This window comes from Buttiauxella sp. BIGb0552, from assembly GCF_004366275.1.
Lineage (GTDB): Bacteria > Pseudomonadota > Gammaproteobacteria > Enterobacterales > Enterobacteriaceae > Buttiauxella > Buttiauxella gaviniae.
Genome location: NZ_SODY01000002.1, coordinates 317650 through 338293, shown reverse-complemented (window position 1 = coordinate 338293; position 20644 = coordinate 317650). Strand labels below are relative to the sequence as shown.

Sequence of the window (20644 nt, the reverse complement as noted above, 5' to 3'; positions counted from 1 at the left end):
AACCACCTCTGCATTTCAAAAACAGTGAATCCCGGGTGATGTAAATAAAGGCATCTACCCGATTATTGTTTGTTACAACCGTTTAAGACGTAACGTAAATAATAAAAGAGCAGCAATGTTAATGATTTCACTTAGTTAGAGCCACACTATAAAATCCTAAAAAATTGATTTAGGGCAATGAGATGGCATTCCTTTCAAGAATAAACACGTTGGAAGTATAGAAGAGTTTTTAATAAAGTAAGAATTGTCTTGTATTAAACGCACTTTTTATCAGTTGGTGGAATTACAAGTGATAGCAATAAAATTATTTGTTTATTTTTGGAGCGAATAAAAATGGAAAAATTAATACTATCCTGCTATGCCACAAATAACTCGATGGGCTAACCTGTCGCCAGAGGGGGAAGGGTATATACTCGAGCTATGCAGGCTGTGGCGTGTAGCTAAAGGAAAGCATTAACCAATCTGGAGGGAATATGTTTCTCGAGCGTGTAGAAATTGTCGGATTCAGGGGTATTAACCGTCTATCGTTAATGCTTGAGCAAAATAACGTGTTGATTGGCGAAAACGCATGGGGTAAATCCAGCTTGCTGGATGCGCTCACTTTGTTGCTGTCACCGCACGAAAATCTCTATCACTTCGGTCGTGACGATTTCTATTTCCCTCCGGGCGATTTACAAGGCCGGGAACACCATTTACATATTGTGCTGACCTTTCGGGAAACAGCACCTGGTCATCATCTCGGACGGCGTTACCGCTCTCTGGCGCCTGTATGGGTGGAAGGGAATGATGGCTTCCATCGCATCATGTATCGTCTGGTCGGTGAGCTTGCTGAAGATGGCACAATTCTGACGCTACGCAGCTTCCTTGATAACAACGGCCACTCCGTTGAGCTTGATGATATTGATACGCTTGCCCGGCAAATTATCCGTCTTAACCCCGTGTTACGCTTACGTGATGCGCGATTTATGCGCCGCCTGCGCAACGATAGCATCCCGGTAATGCCAGACACTGAGATGACGGCCCGTCAGCTTGATTTCCTCGCTCGTGAACTGGTGTCTCGCCCGCAAAATCTCACAGATGCACAGTTGCGCCAGGGGTTGTCGGCCATGGTGCAATTGCTTGAACACTATTTTTCCGAGCAGGGTGCTGCCGCACATCAGCGCCTGTTACGACGTCGCTCGCACGATGAGCAACGAAGCTGGCGTTATCTGGATGTCATCAACCGCATGATAGACAAACCCAATAGTCGTGCTCATCGCATGATATTACTGGGAATGTTTTCAACACTTCTGCAAGCAAAAGGTACCGTAGCGCTGGATAAAGACGCGCGGCCCCTGTTGCTGGTGGAAGATCCCGAAACGCGACTGCACCCTATTATGTTGTCAGTGGCCTGGCATTTATTAAACCTGCTGCCGCTGCAAAAAATCACCACCACCAATTCTGGTGAATTGTTATCACTCACCCCGGTTGAGAATGTCTGTCGCCTGGTGCGTGAATCTTCGAAAGTTGCCGCCTGGCGGCTCGGTCCTGGCGGAATGAATGCTGAAGATAGCCGCCGCATTGCGTTTCACATCCGTTTTAATCGGGCCTCATCACTGTTTGCTCGCTGCTGGTTGTTAGTCGAAGGGGAAACAGAGGTGTGGGTGATGAACGAACTGGCGCGCCAGTGTGGGCACCATTTTGACGCCGAAGGGGTGAAGGTCATTGAGTTTGCACAGTCTGGCCTGCGCCCATTGATTAAATTTGCGAGGCGTATGGGTATTGAATGGCACGTGCTGGTTGATGGCGATGAAGCGGGCAAAAAATATGCGTCTGTGGTGCGCGGCATTCTTGAAAATGATCGTGATCAGGAACGCGACCATCTGACGACATTGCCTGCGATGGACATGGAGCATTTTATGTACCGCCAGGGGTTTGCTGATGTTTTTCACCGTGTGGCACAGCTTCCGGAAAACGTGCCGATGAATATGCGGCGCATTATTGTAAAAGCCATCCACCGTTCTTCTAAGCCTGATTTAGCTATTGAAGTGGCGATGGAGGCGGGCAGGCGTGGCGTTGATGCCGTGCCGTCGTTGTTGCGAAAAATGTTCTCACGCGTGTTATGGCTGGCACGTGGCCGGGCTGATTAGCCCGGCAGTTGCTTAATAAAACTGCTGCTCAATATGCGTTGTCATCTCATCTAACAAGCTGTAGCGGCGGCGATACTCCGCGCGTTTTTTGCTGGCGATATCCTCAAGGGGTTTGCGCGCCACGCTCAAAGGCATGCTAAAGAAACCTTCTGGCAATAACTCACCGCTCATTGATTGCCAGAAGCTGTCGTAATCAGCATGGATTTTATCTTTCTTCTTTTTCGCATAACGCCATGAGCGATAGATATGCGAGCTGTTGCTCACCGCCAGGATTTTTTCCGCTCCCAAATGGCGTGCAAGTTGGCAGGCAGCTTCAAGAACCAGGCGTTTTGGGAACAATCCGTGACACGCTTTCGTGGCGACCTGGATATATTCATGGGGTATGTCGCTTTGGGCGCCCTGCAATCCGCCGATAAACAGTGTCTTTTGGCCCTGATGCTGGCACAAAGTGAAGGTTAATCCAGCAAGCGCAATCCCATCCTGACGGGTGAAAGTCAACGTCGCTTCACCTTCTTTGTCGAGATTGGCGATGGCGCAAAAATTCAGGTAGTAGAAGCATTCATCTTTACCCATTATGGTTGCCAGGTGGGCACCTTTTTCTGAAAAGTGCTGCTGTAGTAGGGTTACAGGCAAGGCATTGGTTAGCTCGTTGTAGTGGAAAGACAATGCATTCGCCACAGCCTTGCGGTTAAAATTCGTTGTTAAATAAGGGCGATGGGTTTGGCAGGGTAAACCAGGCTGCACGTTAAGCAGTTTTTCAAGCCAGGGCTGATGAGATAAATCGCTCAGTAAACGTGCCGTAGCCCATGGATTTACCAGCGACCGCAGGACAAACTTGCGGCGGTAAGCCGGATTTTTCCACGCGCTACCAGGCGTCCACTGTCCCTTTGCCAGACAAAGAAATAGCTGCCATCCACTAAGTTGCGGTGTTGAAATAAGTTCGTCTACGGTAATTGGCGACATGATTGAAACCTGGTTGATAAAGAATGGTGTAATTTCACCACTCTTAAGTTCAATGAATGTTCAATCAGTAGCCATAGAGCCGTAGACTCGCGGTTTTTGTTGAGACTTTATTTAATTAGCCAGTCAGTTTGCAGGATACCTATGAGATTCAAGGGAAAAATAAAAAAACGTTATTGGCTTCTGGGCCTGTTGGTATTGCTGTTCGTCATTTGGCTCTGGAAATTTCTGAATGCGCCAGCGCCGGTTTATCAGACCATGATTGTGCGCAAAGGCGAGCTGCAACAAAGTGTGCTGGCAACGGGTAAACTCGATGCTTTGCGTAAAGTTGACGTGGGTGCTCAGGTGAGTGGGCAGCTCAAAACGTTGTCGGTAAATATCGGCGATAAAGTGAAGAAAGATCAGCTGTTGGGAGTTATCGATCCCGAACAAGCACAAAACCAAATTAAAGAAGTAGAAGCGACGTTAATGGAACTGCGTGCTCAGCGTCGCCAGGCACAGGCGCAGGCTAAACTCGCGCAAGTGACGTTAAGCCGCCAGCAGGCACTGGCCAAAACACAGGCAATATCACAACAGGATTTGGACACCGCCGCGACCGATCTGGAAGTCAGGCAGGCACAAATCGGCACTATTGATGCGCAAATTAAACGTAATCAGGCCTCATTAGATACGGCAAAAACTAACCTTGATTACACGCAAATAGTGGCGCCAATGGCGGGTGAAGTGACGGAAATCACCACTAAGCAAGGTCAGACGGTGATTGCTGCTCAACAAGCGCCGAACATTCTGACACTTGCCGATCTCGGCACAATGCTGGTGAAAGCTCAGGTTTCTGAAGCTGACGTGATTCACCTGAAGCCCGGCCAAAAAGCGTGGTTTACCGTGCTTGGCGATCCGCTAACGCGCTATGAAGGGCTGCTAATTGATATTTTGCCGACGCCGGTTAAGGTCAACGACGCGATCTTTTATAACGCCCGTTTCGAAGTCCCGAACCCTAAAGGTGTGCTGCGTCTGGAAATGACGGCGCAGGTGCATATTCAGCTTGGTGGCGTGAAAGACGTGTTAACCATTCCACTTGCCGCACTAGGCGAGCCGGTTGGCGATAACCGCTATAAAGTTTCGGTTTTACGTAATGGTGAAACCCGTGACCGCGAAATCACCCTCGGTATGCGTAACGATACCCAGGCGCAGGTTGCCACAGGCCTCACCGAAGGTGAAGAAGTTGTGATCGGCAAAAGCACCGCCGGGAGTGCGCCATGACAGCACTGCTTGAGCTACGGGATATTCGCCGTAGCTATCCGTCGGGAGACGAACAAGTTGAAGTGCTTAAGGGCATCAATATCACTATTGAAGCCGGTGAGATGGTGGCGATTGTCGGGGCATCAGGCTCTGGCAAATCCACGCTGATGAACATTCTTGGTTGCCTCGATAAACCCAGCAGTGGCAGCTACACAGTGGCCGGGCAGGATGTCGCGCTGCTTGATAGCGACGCACTTGCCACATTACGCCGTGAGCACTTTGGTTTTATCTTCCAGCGCTACCATTTGCTCTCGCATCTTAATGCGACCCAAAACGTCGAAGTGCCAGCGGTGTATGCCGGTACGGCGCGGGTTTATCGCCAGCAACGCGCACGAGCGTTACTGATGCGTCTGGGGCTTGCTGAGCGCGTTGACTACCTACCTTCCCAGCTTTCAGGCGGACAACAGCAGCGCGTCAGTATCGCCCGTGCGCTGATGAATGGCGGGCAAGTTATTCTTGCTGATGAACCAACTGGTGCACTCGATAGCCATTCGGGTGAAGAAGTGATGGCGACGCTCAAGCAACTGCGTGAGCAGGGGCATACGGTCATTATTGTGACCCATGACCCGACGATAGCCGCGCAAGCACAGCGTGTTATCGAAATTCGTGATGGGGAGATTATCAGCAATCCTCCTTCTGTGGTCCAACAGGCAGGCGCGCCGAAAGAGGTGAAACCTCAGCCTGTAAACTCGGCATTTCAGCAAACGCTAAGTAGTTTCCGTGAAGCATTTACCATGGCCTGGCTTGCGCTGGCGGCGAACAAAATGCGCACGCTGTTGACGATGCTTGGGATCATTATCGGCATCGCTTCGGTGGTGTCGATTGTGATTGTCGGGGATGCGGCAAAGCAGATGGTGTTGCAGGACATTCGTTCGATAGGCACCAATACGATTGATATCTATCCTGGTAAAGATTTTGGCGACGATGACCCGCAATATCAGCAGGCGCTGAAATATGACGATCTGGCAGCAATAAGCCAGCAACCGTGGGTCAGCTCAGCCACACCTGCGCTTTCAAGCAACTTACGTTTACGTTATGGCAATGTTGATGCTGCCGCCAGCGTGAACGGTGTCAGCAGCCAGTATTTTAACGTCTACGGCATGACTTTCAGTGAAGGTAACACCTTTAACGAAGAGCAGCTGGCAGGGCGCGCACAGGTGGTGGTGCTCGACAGCAACACCAAACGTCAGTTGTTCCCCGATAAAGCCAAAGTGGTGGGTGAAATCGTGCTGGTGGGGAATATGCCCGCGACGGTAATTGGTGTAGCGCAAGAGAAGCAGTCGATGTTTGGCAGCAGTAAAATTCTGCGTGTCTGGCTGCCGTATAACACCATGGCCGGGCGAGTGATGGGGCAAAGCTGGCTCAACTCTATCACGGTGCGCGTCAAGGAAGGCTACAACAGCCATGAAGCTGAGCAGCAGCTCAATCGTTTGTTGCAGTTACGTCACGGTAAGAAGGATTTCTTTACCTACAATATGGACGGCCTATTGAAAACGGCGGAAAAGACCACACGTACTCTTCAGATGTTCCTGACTTTGGTGGCGGTCATTTCGTTGTTGGTAGGTGGTATTGGCGTGATGAACATCATGCTGGTGTCGGTAACCGAACGCACCAAAGAGATTGGTATTCGCATGGCGGTTGGCGCACGAGCCAGCGATGTATTGCAGCAGTTCCTGATTGAAGCGGTGCTGGTGTGTCTGGTGGGCGGTGCGTTAGGGATTTCGTTATCTCTGCTGATTGCCTTTACGCTGCAACTGGTGTTACCGGGCTGGGAAATTGGTTTCTCGCCGATGGCATTGTTAACCGCATTTGCCTGTTCGACTGCGACGGGAATTATTTTTGGCTGGCTGCCAGCGAGAAATGCCGCAAGATTGAACCCGATTGATGCGCTGGCGCGTGAATGATTTTAATCTGAGGTATTACGTTTGGTTATAAAAATGCCAGCGTACAAGCTGGCATTTTGATTTAGGCATGTACACAATGAAACAAAAGGTCAGGCGACCGCGGCTTCGAGCTCCAGAGGTACAATCAAGCTAGCGTGATTGCCTTTTGGCCCCTGATGTACATCAAACCTGACTGTTTGCCCGGCTTTAAGCGTTCTGTAACCATCCATCTGAATGGTGGAGTAATGAGCGAAGATATCTTCGCCGCCGCCTTCAGGGCAGATAAAACCGAACCCTTTGGCGTTATTGAACCATTTAACTGTACCCGTCTCCATGCTTCTACATCCTTCGAAAATCTTATAAGTGAGATGGAATGAACCGGTGGGTGAGGGCGGGCTGTTCAAAACCTCGCCAACTCACGCTTGTACAATGTAGATAATTTAACCATGTCGTCAAGCGTTGCACGGGGGGGATCGATTGAAAATGAATCAAAAATTTGAAGCAGTTAACGCTATTGTGATTAATGTGACACAGCTCTCGATCACGATTTACTGTCCCTTTTGAACTCAATGAGTCACGTTAACTGAAAGCGTATTACACTCAACCTATGGGCTTCGCCTTAATGATAACGGGCGATTTAACATGATGACGATTTGCAATGGGTAAGACGAACGATTGGTTGGATTTTGACCAGCTAGTGGGTGATAAACTGCGCGAAGCGCTTAAACCACCCTCCATGTATAAAGTAATGTTAATGAACGATGACTACACGCCGATGGAATTTGTTATTGACGTGCTGCAAAAGTTCTTTTCTTATGATGTAGAACGTGCGACGCAATTGATGCTCACTGTGCACTATCAGGGTAAAGCTATCTGTGGCATTTTTACTGCAGAAGTAGCGGAAACCAAAGTCGCGTTAGTGAACCAGTATGCAAGGGAGCATGAGCATCCGCTGCTGTGTACGCTAGAAAAAGCCTGAAGAAGGCAAAATTTGGGGGAGGTGCCTATGCTCAATCAAGAACTGGAACTCAGTTTAAACATGGCTTTCGCCAGAGCGCGCGAGCACCGACATGAGTTTATGACTGTCGAGCATCTGTTACTGGCTTTGCTCAGTAACCCATCGGCTCGTGAAGCGCTGGAAGCGTGTAGCGTAGATCTGGTGGCGCTGCGACAGGAACTCGAGGCCTTCATCGAACAAACCACACCGGTTCTGCCAGCCAGTGAAGAAGAGCGTGACACTCAACCTACGCTTAGCTTCCAGCGCGTGCTGCAACGTGCGGTGTTCCACGTCCAGTCTTCTGGTCGCAGTGAAGTGACTGGCGCAAACGTGCTGGTGGCTATCTTTAGCGAGCAGGAATCCCAGGCAGCGTACTTGCTGCGTAAACATGAAGTCAGCCGCCTTGATGTGGTGAACTTCATCTCTCACGGTACACGTAAAGACGAACCTAATCAGGCACCCGGTGCAGAAAATCCGGTCAATGAAGAGCAAGCAGGCGGGGAGGAACGTATGGAAAACTTCACCACCAATCTCAACCAGCTTGCACGCGTGGGAGGGATCGATCCGCTGATTGGTCGCGATAAAGAGCTCGAGCGCGCCATTCAGGTTCTGTGTCGTCGTCGTAAAAACAACCCGCTGTTAGTGGGTGAATCGGGTGTCGGTAAAACCGCGATTGCCGAAGGGCTTGCCTGGCGTATTGTGCAGGGCGATGTTCCGGAAGTGATTGCCGATTGCACCATTTACTCGCTGGATATCGGTTCGCTGCTGGCGGGCACAAAATACCGTGGTGACTTTGAAAAACGTTTCAAAGCGCTGCTTAAACAGCTTGAGCAGGATCAGAACAGCATCCTGTTTATTGATGAGATTCATACCATCATCGGTGCGGGTGCTGCATCGGGTGGGCAGGTTGACGCCGCAAACCTGATTAAGCCGCTGCTCTCGAGTGGCAAGATCCGCGTTATCGGTTCTACCACTTATCAGGAGTTCAGCAATATCTTCGAAAAAGACCGTGCTTTGGCGCGTCGCTTCCAGAAAATTGATATTACTGAGCCAAGCGTTGAAGAAACCGTTCAGATTATTAACGGCTTGAAACCGAAGTACGAAGCGCACCACGACGTGCGTTATACCGCAAAAGCGATTCGTGCCGCGGTGGAACTGGCGGTGAAATATATCAACGATCGTCATTTGCCAGATAAAGCCATTGACGTTATCGACGAAGCGGGTGCTCGCAGCCGCCTGATGCCGGTGAGCAAGCGTAAGAAAACGGTCAATGTTGCTGATATCGAAACCGTGGTCGCCCGTATTGCGCGTATTCCGGAGAAGAGTGTTTCAGCAAGCGATCGTGACACACTGCGAAGCCTTGACGATCGCCTGAAAATGCTGGTGTTTGGCCAGGATAAAGCCATTGAGGCGTTAACCGAAGCCATCAAAATGAGCCGTGCCGGTTTAGGGCATGATCATAAGCCAGTGGGTTCATTCCTGTTTGCCGGGCCTACGGGTGTCGGTAAAACCGAAGTGACCGTTCAGTTGGCGAAATCGCTTGGTATTGAGCTGCTGCGCTTTGATATGTCGGAATACATGGAACGCCATACGGTGAGCCGTTTGATTGGTGCACCTCCAGGATACGTTGGTTTCGACCAGGGCGGCCTGCTGACGGATGCGGTCATTAAACATCCTCACTCTGTGTTGTTGCTTGATGAAATCGAAAAAGCGCACCCGGATGTATTTAACCTGTTATTGCAGGTGATGGATAACGGTACGCTGACAGATAACAACGGGCGTAAAGCGGATTTCCGTAACGTGATTCTGGTGATGACCACCAACGCCGGTGTGCGTGAAACCGAGCGTAAGTCTATTGGCCTGATTCGTCAGGACAACAGCACTGATGCAATGGAAGAGATCAAAAAGATCTTTACCCCGGAATTCCGTAACCGTCTGGACAACATTATTTGGTTCAACCATCTGTCTACCGATGTGATCCACCAGGTTGTCGACAAGTTTATTGTTGAGCTACAGGTGCAGTTGGATCAGAAAGGTGTCTCTCTGGAAGTGAGCCAGGAAGCGCGCGATTGGCTGGCAGAAAAAGGCTACGACCGTGCAATGGGCGCTCGTCCAATGACGCGTGTTATTCAGGACAACCTGAAAAAACCACTCGCTAACGAACTGTTATTTGGTTCACTGGTGGATGGGGGCCAGGTATCTGTGGCACTGGATAAAGAGAATCAGAAACTGATTTATAATTTCCATAGTGCGCAGAAACATAAACCGGAAGCGGCTCATTAATTTATCCGTATGACGGAATAAAAAAAGGCCAGGTCATCGACCTGGCCTTTCTATTACTAATTTGTACTTAATTGTTCACGCCGCCTGTTGTTGCCGCAGCGCTAAATAAAACTATCAGCGACTACGGAAGACAATGCGGCCTTTGCTCAGGTCGTACGGGGTCAGCTCTACAGTGACTTTGTCACCCGTCAGGATGCGGATATAGTTTTTACGCATTTTACCGGAGATATGAGCGGTAACCACGTGCCCGTTTTCCAGCTCAACGCGGAACATGGTGTTAGGTAACGTATCAAGTACGGTACCCTGCATTTCAATATTGTCTTCTTTGGCCATCTAATCCTCGAGGGTATCACTACCATAGTTTTGAACCGGCAAGATAATGCCCAAGTTCACGTATCATGTAAAGAATTGTTGGTGAAATCACCAGCGAAAGTGCAATTTGCGCATTACCCAAAACCCACTCAAAAGCTGCACTAATGGCGCTTAGGATGAGGGCTGCGAAGAGATAAACGATGGGTTGTCCCTGTTAAAGCTAATCCCAAACGGCGGCGGGGTAATGAGCAGAGCTCACTCTGCGGGGCTAATTATAACACTCTTAACAGTAATGTGCCGTAAACATTATCGTTACGACAGGATTTGTGGCACCCAACAATAAGATGCAAGTTGTTGTGGACGAAATATGGACAGATGTTCCAGATATTCACGGCGAGGAATTTCAATTGCTCCTAGCGATGCGGTATGGGCATTAAGTACCTGGCAATCTATAAGTTTGCCGCCATAACTTAGAAAGTGTTGGCAGAACACCAGCAGCGCCGTTTTTGATGCATTTTCCCGGCGACTGAACATTGACTCTCCACAAAACAGAGAGCCTTGCGCTACACCATATACTCCACCCACCAATTCTTTATCTTCCCAGACTTCTATCGAATGAGCATGGCCCAGTTCATGGAGTCGTTTATAGGCGTCGATGATTTCAGGTGTAATCCAGGTTCCTTCGTCGCGATCGTCTGCGCACTCGGCGATAACACGCTCGAATGCGTGGTTCAGCGTCACTCGGTACGGGGAGTTGCGGTGGAAACGCTTCATGCTGCGACTCAGGTGAAACTGATCCGGGAAAAGCACCGCGCGCGGGTCTGGCGACCACCATAAAATAGGGTCGCCTGGTGAAAACCAGGGAAAGATGCCCCGCTGGTAAGCCATCAACAAACGAGCCGGGCTCAAATCGCCCCCGAGCGCCAGTAACCCATTAGGTTCACGCAACGCGCCTTCCGGTGAAGGGAAGGCGATTGAGTCACGGGAAAGCTGAATAAGGCGCATGACTTGTGAACTCCGCAGTACAGCAATAATTATTGATAATAGACTAAGTGCTCATCCCATTAGGGCTATTTAATTTGCCATTTTGAAACTAGGCTGTGCTCAGAATGTTCCTGCGCGCTGTCCCTGTTCAAACTGACTGCAACAATAACGCCTATTGGGATGGCATTCATTACATAGACTACAAACGCTGATGGAAATGATAATAACGCCCACCGCTGGCCATCAAATCCGGGTGATTACCTTGCTCAATAATTTGCCCGTTATCCATCACAATTATGCTGCCGAAATTGGCCAGCCCACGCAGGCGATGCGTCACCATCAGCACGGTTTTTTCTTTAGTCACTTCAGTCAGCAAATCAAGTATCTGGCGTTCAGTTTCCGCATCTAAACCTTCGGTCGGCTCGTCGAGTAAAAACAGCGGGGCATCATGCAGCAAGGCTCGGGCAATCGCCAGACGGCGCAACTCACCACCTGATAACTGCCTGCCACCTTCGCCAAGCCAGCTATTAAGGCCCGCGTCGTCTAACAACTTCTCAAGACCTACACGCGTCAGGGCACGACTCAGTTGTTCATCGCTTGCCTGGGGGGCAGCGAGCAAAAGGTTGTCGCGCAGCGTGGCACTAAATAGATGGACTCGCTGAGAGACGACGCTAGTAGCCGAACGCAAAGCCGTTTCATCAAACTGGCTTAACGCTTCGCCATTAAGATTGATCTCGCCTTGTTGTGGTTCCCATGCACGGGTAAGCAACTGAAGCAGCGTTGATTTACCACAGCCTGTGCGCCCGAGAATCGCGACATGTTGCCCAGCCTCGATTCTGAGAGAAATGTCTCGCAACGCCATTTGAGACTGTTCAGGATAGGCAAAGCTAACGTTGTTAATATCCAAAGCTACGCTTTCAGGGATGGAGTGAGGTTGTTCGGTGAAAACGACTTCTGGTTTTTGACTGGTGATTTCAGTTACGCGTAACGCGGATGCGATAACCTGACCTAAATGTTGAAACGCTCCGGTCACCGGGGCCAGTGCCTCAAAGGCGGCCAGGGCACAGAACACAAACAACGCAATAAGCGCACCAGGTGTTGTATTTCCACCTACACCAGCCGCAGCCATCCACAGCATCAATATGACGGCAACACCGCTGATAAGCAGCATAACGGCTTGTGAAAGAGCTGTAAGCTCCGCCTGGCGGCGCTGTGCTTCTTGCCAACTGTCTTCAGTCGCTTCGAGTTGCTGGCGATAGCGCTGGGTAGCACCAAAAATGGTTAATTCTGCGTGGCCCTGTAGCCATGCTGTGAGTTGCTGACGGTATTGTCCACGTTGGACGGTAATCGCCTCACCGGTTGATTTTCCCGCGTAATAAAATAAGGGCGGTAATATGAGTAATGTCGCAAGCAAAACACCGCCGAGCGTTAGAGCTAACTGCACATCCAGGAAGCTCAAACCAAACGTGACAACGGCAATGACGACAAATGCACCGACCATCGGCGAAATCACGCGCAGGTAAAGGTGATCAAGGGTGTCGACATCCGCAACTAGGCGATTAAGCAATTCACCCTGACGAAAATGAGCAAGCCCAGCAGGGGAGAGTGGAAGCAGTTTGCTAAAAGTGGAAACGCGCAGATGCTGAAGCACGCGGAACGTCGCATCGTGGCTGACTAAGCGTTCAAAATAGCGCCCTGCGGTACGCGTAATTGCGCCACCACGTACACCCGCGGCAGGCAACATATAGTTAAAACTATAAATACCTGCAACGCCGACCACAGCCGACGCGGAGAGGAACCAGCCTGAAAGCGTAAGCAGCCCAATGCTTGCCAGCAGTGTGATAATCGCCAGCACCACGCCAAGTGTCAGTAGCCATTTATGACGGCAATAAAGCGCCAGATAGGGCAGTAAAGCGCGCATTAAATCTCCTCCTGGCGATGAGCCAGTAACGTAGCAAACGGGCCTTCCTGAGAGGCAAGCGTTGCGTAATTTCCTTGTTGCACGATACGACCCTCACGCATCACCCACACTTCATCCCAGTCGCTGATGTAGTCCAATTGGTGCGTTACCATTAACGTCGTTTGTTGGCGGGAAGCGTCACTCAAAGCATCCATCACTCGCTGCTCGCTGTGAGCGTCCAGGCTTGCGGCTGGTTCATCCAGCAGTAACAATCCGCATGGCATCAGCAAGGCTCGTGCTACGGCAACACGTTGTGCCTGGCCGACCGATAAGCGCGCTGCGGCTTCGCCAAGCGGTGTATCAATACCTTGCGGTAACAACGGCAGGAATTCGCTGATAGAGGCTTTTTCCAGTGCAGTAGCTAATTGTTCAGAGCTCGCATCTGGAGCACTCAACAGCACGTTTTCACGGATGGTTAGAGCCGGAAGTTGTGGGTTTTGCCCAACCCAACTGAGTTGTTCGCGCCACCATTTAGGGTCAAGCTCTGAAAGCTCAACACCGTTGATTAGCAAGTGCCCTTGATAAGGTAAAAAACCAGATAACACATTGAGCAGTGAGCTTTTACCAGCACCACTTTGCCCAACCAAAACGACGCGTTGGTTGGCTGAAAGGGTGAAATTCAGAGGCCCTGCAAGAACTTTTTCTTCGGTCGACAGGATAACTAAATCACGCGCTTCAATGCAGATTGGCTCGTTGCAATTAAATTGCGCACTGCCTTTTTTACGTTCCTGCAATGGCGCATCGAGGAATGTCATCAGACTATCAGCTGCTCCCACGGCTTGTGCTTTAGCGTGATAGAAAGTGCCTAAGTCGCGTAGCGGCTGGAAAAATTCAGGTGCCAGAATCAGCGCCAGGAAACCCGCAAACAGCGTCACGCCAGTACTATAATGGCCAAAGTTCAGCTCGCCAAGGTAGGAGAAACCAAAGTAAACCGCGACCACGGCAATAGACAGCGAGGCGAAAAACTCCAGCACGCCGGAGGAGAGGAACGCAAGGCGTAATACTTCCATTGTCCGCTGGCGGAAATCCTGCGAAGCAACGCGGATATTCTCTGTTTCTGCATGGCCTCGGTTAAACAAACGCAAGGTTTCCATGCCGCGAAGGCGGTCAAGGAAATGGCCACTAAGGCGAGCCAGCGCATGGAAGTTACGGCGGTTCGCATCAGCAGCGCCCATACCTACCATCGCCATAAACAGCGGGATTAGCGGTGCGGTGCAGAGCAAAATCAATGCGGCGACCCAGTTAAATGGGAAAATTACGATTAAAATTAGTACCGGAACCATCACTGCAAGCGACATTTGCGGCAGGTAACGGGCGTAATAATCGTGCATATCTTCAATCTGTTCGAGAACCATCGTTGCCCAACTGCCGACAGGTTTACCCTGAATCCAGGCAGGCCCTGCTTCGTGAACGCGATCGAGCACTTTACGGCGTATTTCCTGCCGAATGTGCAGCCCGGCATAGAAACCGACCTTTTCACGCAGCCATACGACCCAGGCTCGTAATACAAAAATCAGAATCAGGATAACGAACAACAGAAGCAAAGCTTCACGCGGTATGTTTTCCATAATCATATGCTGCAACATCCTGGCTAAAATCCAGGCCTGTGCAACGATCAACAGCCCACTGACCAAACCCAAAAAACGGGAAAGCCCCAGCCAGCGGCGCGAGATAATGCTTTGTGTTTTTAGCCAGCGGCTAAGTTCTTGTTGACGGGTTTTATTCATGGTTGCCAGTGCAGGTAAATGATGAATTATCAGGCAAAATTTGCGGGCAATGTTACAACGCAGGCAAAAGAAAGGCGACTTATTCAGTCGCCTTTACGTATCTTCAAACTGTCGCTATGGGTTACGAGAGTTACTTATTCTGTTCAGCGAGTCCGTCCAGGTAACGCTCAGCATCTAATGCAGCCATACATCCTGTGCCTGCAGAGGTAATTGCCTGGCGGTAGATATGGTCCATAACATCACCAGCTGCAAATACACCAGGGATGCTGGTTTGCGTGGCATTACCGTGGATACCGGACTGCACTTTGATGTAACCATTCTCCAACTCTAGCTGACCGTCAAAAATCCCAGTGTTCGGGCTGTGACCGATAGCAACAAACAGACCCGCAACTTCTAACTCTTCCGTCTGGTCAGTATTATGCGCATCGCGCAGACGCAAACCACTAACACCCATTTGATCGCCAGTTACTTCATCCAGCGTGCGGTTAGTGTGAAGTACGATATTGCCGTTCTTCACCTTATCCATCAGTCGATTAATCAGGATTTTCTCAGCCCGGAAGCTGTCACGGCGGTGAATTAAATGCACTTCAGAGGCAATGTTTGCCAGATAAAGCGCTTCTTCAACTGCGGTGTTACCACCACCGATGACCGCCACTTTTTGATTGCGATAGAAGAAACCATCACAGGTAGCACAGGCAGAAACACCACGGCCTTTAAATGCCTCTTCTGAAGGCAGACCCAGGTAACGTGCTGAGGCGCCGGTTGCGATGATCAATGCATCACAGGTGTATTCACCGCTGTCACCCGTCAGTCGGAATGGACGATTCTGAAGATCAACTTTAGAGATGTGATCAAACAGAATTTCGGTTTCAAATTTGGTTGCGTGCTCGTGCATGCGCTCCATCAGAGCTGGGCCAGTCAGGTCATTTGGATCACCCGGCCAGTTCTCGACTTCAGTCGTAGTGGTCAATTGGCCACCTTTTTCCATCCCGGTAATTAAAACGGGCTTGAGGTTGGCGCGCGCCGCGTAGACTGCTGCGGTGTAGCCCGCAGGGCCGGAGCCAAGAATTAGCAATTTACTGTGTTTAGCGGTGCCCATGAGATCCTCATTGTTCGTTGGCAGACAATCGAGGGATTGTAGGGAATTTGGCGGGGTAAAAAAAGGGTGCAGCGATTTTGTTAACTATATGTGCAATAGCTGTACTCAATCAGCCGTAGAACAATTCACTGAAAGCGCATAAAAATCCATCTGAACAGGGTAATTAGTCACGCAGGTAAAGTGATGAATAATCGTCAACTGTCCCGGATATATGGCACGTTCCACTAAATTTCGATGTTTTGCTTTGACAATCCGCTAAGCATTTGCGAAAACATTCGAGGAAGAAAAACATTTGGTATGAGAGCTGCAAAATAATCACGCATACCTGATGCAATTTTACCGGGTTATTGAAATCTACTCATGGCGTGGACAGACGCCATAAGTGATGTCGATGGCGGCCATTGGGCACCGGTCTTCTCACGTACACTCGGAACATTGACGTTGCCCGGGTTATGGCAGGTGAAGGAAGGAACACAGAGAGACAATAATAATGGTAGATAGTAAGAAGCGCCCTGGCAAAGATCTCGACCGCATCGATCGTAACATTCTAAACGAGCTGCAGAAGGATGGACGTATTTCCAACGTCGAGCTTTCGAAGCGAGTAGGGCTTTCACCGACTCCGTGCCTTGAGCGCGTGCGTCGCCTGGAACGACAGGGTTTCATTCAGGGCTACACAGCTCTGCTGAACCCGCATTATCTGGATGCATCACTTCTGGTTTTTGTTGAGATTACTCTGAATCGTGGCGCACCAGATGTGTTTGAGCAATTTAACGCCGCTGTTCAAAAACTTGAAGAAATTCAAGAATGTCATTTGGTATCCGGTGATTTCGACTACCTGTTGAAAACCCGCGTACCTGATATGTCAGCGTACCGCAAATTACTAGGCGAAACCTTGTTGCGACTGCCGGGTGTGAACGATACCCGTACCTATGTGGTCATGGAAGAGGTCAAACAGAGCAATCGTCTGGTTATTAAGACCCGTTAACACGGGCCAGGTGCAAAATCTGCGTATTTTGGTTACACTCCTGGTAATTCATACAGCAACAGTGCCGGGAATGCCCGGCACTGTTGCTCTCCATAGTTATTAAGGACCTGGAGAGTCTTACTTGAGCCAGGAATACACCGAAGAAAAAGAAGTTACATTGAGGAAACTCAGCAGCGGGCGTCGGGCATTAGAAGCCTTACTGCTCCTTGTTGCCATTTTTGCCGTCTATTTGATGGTGGCGTTGCTCAGTTTTAATCCTTCCGATCCCAGTTGGTCACAAACCGCATGGCATGAACCTATCCATAATTTAGGTGGGATGCCAGGTGCGTGGTTGGCCGATACACTGCTGTTTATTTTTGGCGTAATGGCCTACACCATCCCGGTTATCATTATCGGTGCGTGTTGGTTTACTTTCCGCAATCGGGATAACGAAGAGTTTATTGATTATTTTGCCGTTTCCTTACGCCTGATAGGCGTGTTGGCTATGGTTCTTACCGCCTGCGGCCTTGCTGCAATTAACGCCGATGATATTTGGTATTTTGCCTCCGGTGGGGTAATTGGTAGCTTGCTGAGTACAGCAATGATGCCATTGCTTAACAGCAGTGGCGGCACTATTGCACTGTTGTGCGTGTGGGCGGCAGGGTTAACGTTGTTTACTGGTTGGTCTTGGGTCGGGATCGCTGAGAAAATTGGTAGCGCGACTTTAAGCGTGCTGACGTTTGCCAGCAACCGCACTCGTCGGGATAACACCTGGCAGGACGATGATTACGGCGACGAAGAAGAAAATGATGACGAACACGCGCCAGCAGTAGAAAAGCGTGAGTCTCGTCGTGCGCGTATTTTGCGTGGCGCACTGGCCCGCAAGCAACGCATCTCAGAAAAATTCGCTAATCCAAACGCACGCAAAACAGATTCAGCGCTGTTTTCTGGTAAGCGTATGGATGATGCCGAGGATGATGTTCTGTTCTCGTCCAACAAAGCCACTCAGCCGGAAGATGACGTACTGTTCTCTGGTAATAAAGCAACGCTGCCGGAAAGCGATGAGTACGATCCGTTATTACACGGGCAGTCTATCGTTGCGCCAGTCGCTGCTGCGGCCGCTATGGCGAACCCAGCTTACGCCGCCCCGGTGATGCCGACAGGTACCGTATCTCCTGTTGCTACGCCTGCGCCGGAAGTAGTAGAGACTCCGGCTATTGCCTGGCAGTCGGCACCGACTACGGTAACACCTGAGCCTGTGCTTGCGCCGACACCTGAAAGTTATCAAGCGCCTCGCTCCGCGGAACAATACAACCCTCAACAGGTGACCAGCCATTGGTCAGAGCCAGAAATGGTGCAGCCTGTTGTTGAACAAGCTCCGGTTCAGCCAATTTATTATGATCCAACCCCAGCGCAACCAATTGTTGAGCCTGAGCCGGTTGAAGAGATAAAACCGGCCGTTCGCCCGCCTCTCTATCATTTTGAAGAAGTCGAAGCGAAACGTGCTCGTGAGCGTGAACAACTAGCTGCCTGGTATCAACCGGTTAATGAGCCAAAACCTGATCCTTACGGTTATGACAGCTCTCCTGCTTTTGCCTCAACGTCTGTAACCGATTCTTCACGCTTTGAAGCGACAGCTATTCCTCAGGGCTTCTCTGGCGTTTTGCCTGAGATTCCTGTTGTAGCGGCTCCATCTGTTCCTCAAAGTGTCAAAGATGCGGCAAAAGTTGCGAGTGCTGTGGCTGCCTTTAGTCCGGTATTCAGCATTGCCAGCGATGCGCCGCGCCCTCAGATTAAAGAGGGGATTGGCCCTCAGTTACCACGTCCAAATCGTGTACGTGTGCCGACACGTCGTGAACTCGCCTCTTACGGAATTAAGTTACCGTCGCAGCGTATGGCTGAAGAAGAAGCGCGTCGCCAGAATGGTATGGATATTGAAGAAGACTATGCTGACGATGCCGAAGAAATGGAACAGCATGAACTTGCTCGCCAGTTTGCAGCCCAGCAACAACAGCGTTACGGCGAAGAGTATGAAGACGACTCTTTGCAGCAAGACGAAGATGAGGCTGAGCAGGTTGAATTAGCGCGCCAGTTCGCTGCACAACAGCAACAGCGTTATTCAGCACCCCAGCAGCAACCGAATCAACAACAGCCAAATAATGTTCCGTTCTCATTGGATGATTTTGATTTCTCGCCAATGAAAACGTTAGTGAACGATGGACCTAGTGAGCCATTGTTTACGCCGGGTCACGTTGAAGAACCGGTTCCTGTGCAGCAATCGCAAAATTGGCAGGCTGTTCCGCAGCCGCATGTCCAACAACAACCGACACCTGCACCAGTTACCGCCCCGTCATTCAAAGAGAGTTTGATCCATCCTTTCTTGATGCGTAATGGTGATGACCGTCCGTTGCAGCGCCCAACCACGCCGTTGCCATCTCTGGACTTGCTGACGTCTCCACCTGCGGAAATTGAGCCAGTAGATACCTTTGCTCTTGAGCAAATGGCGCGTCTGGTTGAAGCTCGTCTTGCGGATTATCGTATTAAAGCCGATGTGGTGGATTACTCTCCAGGCCCTGTAATCACGCGCTTTGAACTTGATTTAGCGCCGGGAGTTAAAGCTGCACGTATTTCTAACCTGTCTCGTGACCTGGCGCGTTCGTTGTCGACTGTCGCGGTGCGTGTTGTAGAGGTTATTCCGGGTAAACCATACGTGGGCCTGGAATTACCAAACAAAAAGCGCCAGACCGTTTACCTACGCGAAGTGCTCGATTGTGCCAAATTCCGTGAAAGTACTTCGCCGCTAACAGTGGTGTTGGGCAAAGACATCGGCGGCGAGCCGGTGATTGCCGATCTTGCAAAAATGCCTCACTTGCTGGTAGCTGGTACGACCGGTTCCGGTAAGTCCGTTGGCGTTAATGCCATGATCCTCAGCATGTTGTATAAAGCCACACCTGACGAAGTGCGCTTTATTATGATCGACCCGAAAATGCTTGAGTTGTCAGTGTATGAAGGCATTCCACATCTGTTAACTGAAGTCGTAACAGATATGAAAGATGCTGCCAATGCATTGCGCTGGAGCGTTAACGAAATGGAACGTCGTTACAAGCTGATGTCCGCGCTAGGCGTGCGAAATCTGGCGGGTTATAACGAACGCGTGCTGGAAGCTGAACTTATGGGTCGCCCAATCCCAGATCCATTCTGGAAGCCGGGCGACAGCATGGAAGTTTCTCATCCAATGCTTGAGAAACTGCCGTATATCGTCGTGCTGGTAGATGAGTTTGCCGACCTGATGATGACGGTCGGCAAGAAAGTGGAAGAGTTGATCGCTCGTTTGGCGCAGAAAGCGCGTGCTGCGGGTATTCACTTAGTGCTGGCTACTCAGCGCCCATCTGTAGACGTGATTACCGGCTTGATTAAGGCCAATATTCCTACGCGTGTGGCGTTTACCGTGTCGAGCAAAATTGACTCCCGCACTATTCTTGACCAGGCCGGTGCTGAGTCACTGCTGGGGATGGGCGATATGCTCTATTCCGGGCCAAACTCTACGCTGCCAGTGCGTGTGCATGGTGCGTTTGTTCGTGATCAGGAAGTGCATGCAGTTGTTCAGGACTGGAAAGCACGTGGCCGCCCACAATATATCACCGGTATTACTTCAGATACCGAAAGTGAAGGCGGTGCAGGTGGCGGTCTTGACGGTGATGAAGAACTCGACCCGTTATTTGATCAGGCTGTCGCGTTTGTGGTTGAAAAGCGTAAAGCTTCAATTTCTGGTGTTCAGCGCCAGTTCCGCATTGGTTATAACCGTGCGGCGCGAATTGTTGAGCAGATGGAAGCGCAGGGTATCGTGAGTCCACAGGGGCATAATGGTAACCGCGAAGTGCTTGCGCCACCGCCATTTGAGTAACCCTGTGCAAAAGAGTAGTGATTGAGACTCTTTTGCAAAGATGGGTAAATTACCGGAAAATCAGCTTATTCTTCTGTTGCTACAGAATGGCTCTCGACTAGAGTGGGCAGCAGAAATGCCACTGTGTATTCGTTTTGTGGTGC

Annotated in this window: 14 protein-coding genes; 7 read left to right on the top strand and 7 right to left on the bottom strand. The window is 50.3% G+C overall.

The window, feature by feature from the left end:
* Positions 1-473 precede the first annotated feature (473 nt).
* The gene (locus EDF88_RS06345; RefSeq protein ID WP_134183590.1) at positions 474-2129 is read left to right on the top strand and encodes an ATP-dependent endonuclease; all 1656 of its coding nucleotides are present in this window, start codon (positions 474-476) and stop codon (positions 2127-2129) included.
* 12 nt (positions 2130-2141) lie between these two features.
* Here EDF88_RS06345 and EDF88_RS06340 read toward each other — a convergent pair whose 3' ends face one another.
* Entirely contained in the window at positions 2142-3092 is a 951-nt protein-coding gene (locus EDF88_RS06340) for a VirK/YbjX family protein (protein ID WP_134183588.1), read from the bottom strand.
* 141 nt (positions 3093-3233) lie between these two features.
* Here EDF88_RS06340 and macA point away from each other — a divergent pair, with 141 nt between their 5' ends.
* Together macA and macB are read left to right on the top strand one after the other, a co-directional pair.
* On the top strand, positions 3234-4349 hold the full coding sequence (gene macA, locus EDF88_RS06335; protein ID WP_134183586.1) for a macrolide transporter subunit MacA: 1116 nt from the start codon (positions 3234-3236) through the stop codon (positions 4347-4349).
* Positions 4346-6292, top strand: a complete 1947-nt coding sequence (gene macB, locus EDF88_RS06330; protein ID WP_064557480.1) for a macrolide ABC transporter ATP-binding protein/permease MacB — start codon at positions 4346-4348, stop codon at positions 6290-6292. The genes macA and macB overlap by 4 nt, the downstream gene beginning before the upstream one ends.
* Positions 6293-6381: 89 nt before the next feature.
* On the opposite strand, the gene cspD is transcribed toward macB, so the two are convergent.
* The gene (gene cspD, locus EDF88_RS06325) at positions 6382-6606 is read right to left on the bottom strand and encodes a cold shock-like protein CspD (protein WP_034456407.1); all 225 of its coding nucleotides are present in this window, start codon (positions 6604-6606) and stop codon (positions 6382-6384) included.
* A 323-nt stretch (positions 6607-6929) separates the two neighbouring features.
* On the opposite strand from cspD, the gene clpS reads away from it, so the two are divergent.
* Both clpS and clpA read left to right on the top strand, forming a co-directional pair.
* Positions 6930-7250, top strand: a complete 321-nt coding sequence (gene clpS / locus EDF88_RS06320) for an ATP-dependent Clp protease adapter ClpS (protein WP_034456405.1) — start codon at positions 6930-6932, stop codon at positions 7248-7250.
* A 27-nt stretch (positions 7251-7277) separates the two neighbouring features.
* Complete coding sequence (gene clpA / locus EDF88_RS06315; protein WP_064517462.1) at positions 7278-9551, top strand: ATP-dependent Clp protease ATP-binding subunit ClpA; 2274 nt, start codon at positions 7278-7280, stop codon at positions 9549-9551.
* 114 nt (positions 9552-9665) lie between these two features.
* Here the strand turns inward: clpA and infA are convergent, their stop codons facing one another.
* The 5 genes from infA to trxB form a co-directional block, all read right to left on the bottom strand.
* Complete coding sequence (gene infA / locus EDF88_RS06310; RefSeq protein WP_002211347.1) at positions 9666-9884, bottom strand: translation initiation factor IF-1; 219 nt, start codon at positions 9882-9884, stop codon at positions 9666-9668.
* A 291-nt stretch (positions 9885-10175) separates the two neighbouring features.
* The gene (aat, locus tag EDF88_RS06305) at positions 10176-10868 is read right to left on the bottom strand and encodes a leucyl/phenylalanyl-tRNA--protein transferase (RefSeq protein ID WP_064517465.1); all 693 of its coding nucleotides are present in this window, start codon (positions 10866-10868) and stop codon (positions 10176-10178) included.
* Positions 10869-11046: 178 nt separating this feature from the next.
* Positions 11047-12768 carry a cysteine/glutathione ABC transporter ATP-binding protein/permease CydC gene (gene cydC / locus EDF88_RS06300; RefSeq protein ID WP_134183584.1) on the bottom strand — a complete coding sequence of 574 codons (1722 nt, stop codon included), beginning with the start codon at positions 12766-12768 and terminating at the stop codon, positions 11047-11049.
* Positions 12768-14534, bottom strand: coding sequence for a cysteine/glutathione ABC transporter permease/ATP-binding protein CydD (cydD, locus tag EDF88_RS06295; RefSeq protein ID WP_134183582.1), 1767 nt, complete (start codon positions 14532-14534; stop codon positions 12768-12770). Before cydD ends, cydC begins: the two co-directional genes overlap by 1 nt.
* A gap of 130 nt (positions 14535-14664) precedes the next feature.
* Entirely contained in the window at positions 14665-15633 is a 969-nt protein-coding gene (gene trxB, locus EDF88_RS06290; RefSeq protein ID WP_064517474.1) for a thioredoxin-disulfide reductase, read from the bottom strand.
* Between the two features lie 490 nt (positions 15634-16123).
* Here trxB and lrp point away from each other — a divergent pair, with 490 nt between their 5' ends.
* Positions 16124-16618, top strand: a complete 495-nt coding sequence (lrp, locus tag EDF88_RS06285) for a leucine-responsive transcriptional regulator Lrp (protein WP_000228469.1) — start codon at positions 16124-16126, stop codon at positions 16616-16618.
* A gap of 121 nt (positions 16619-16739) precedes the next feature.
* Positions 16740-20501 (top strand): DNA translocase FtsK 4TM domain-containing protein, encoded by a 3762-nt coding sequence (locus tag EDF88_RS06280; RefSeq protein WP_134183580.1) that lies wholly within the window; start codon positions 16740-16742, stop codon positions 20499-20501.
* Positions 20502-20644 lie beyond the last annotated feature (143 nt).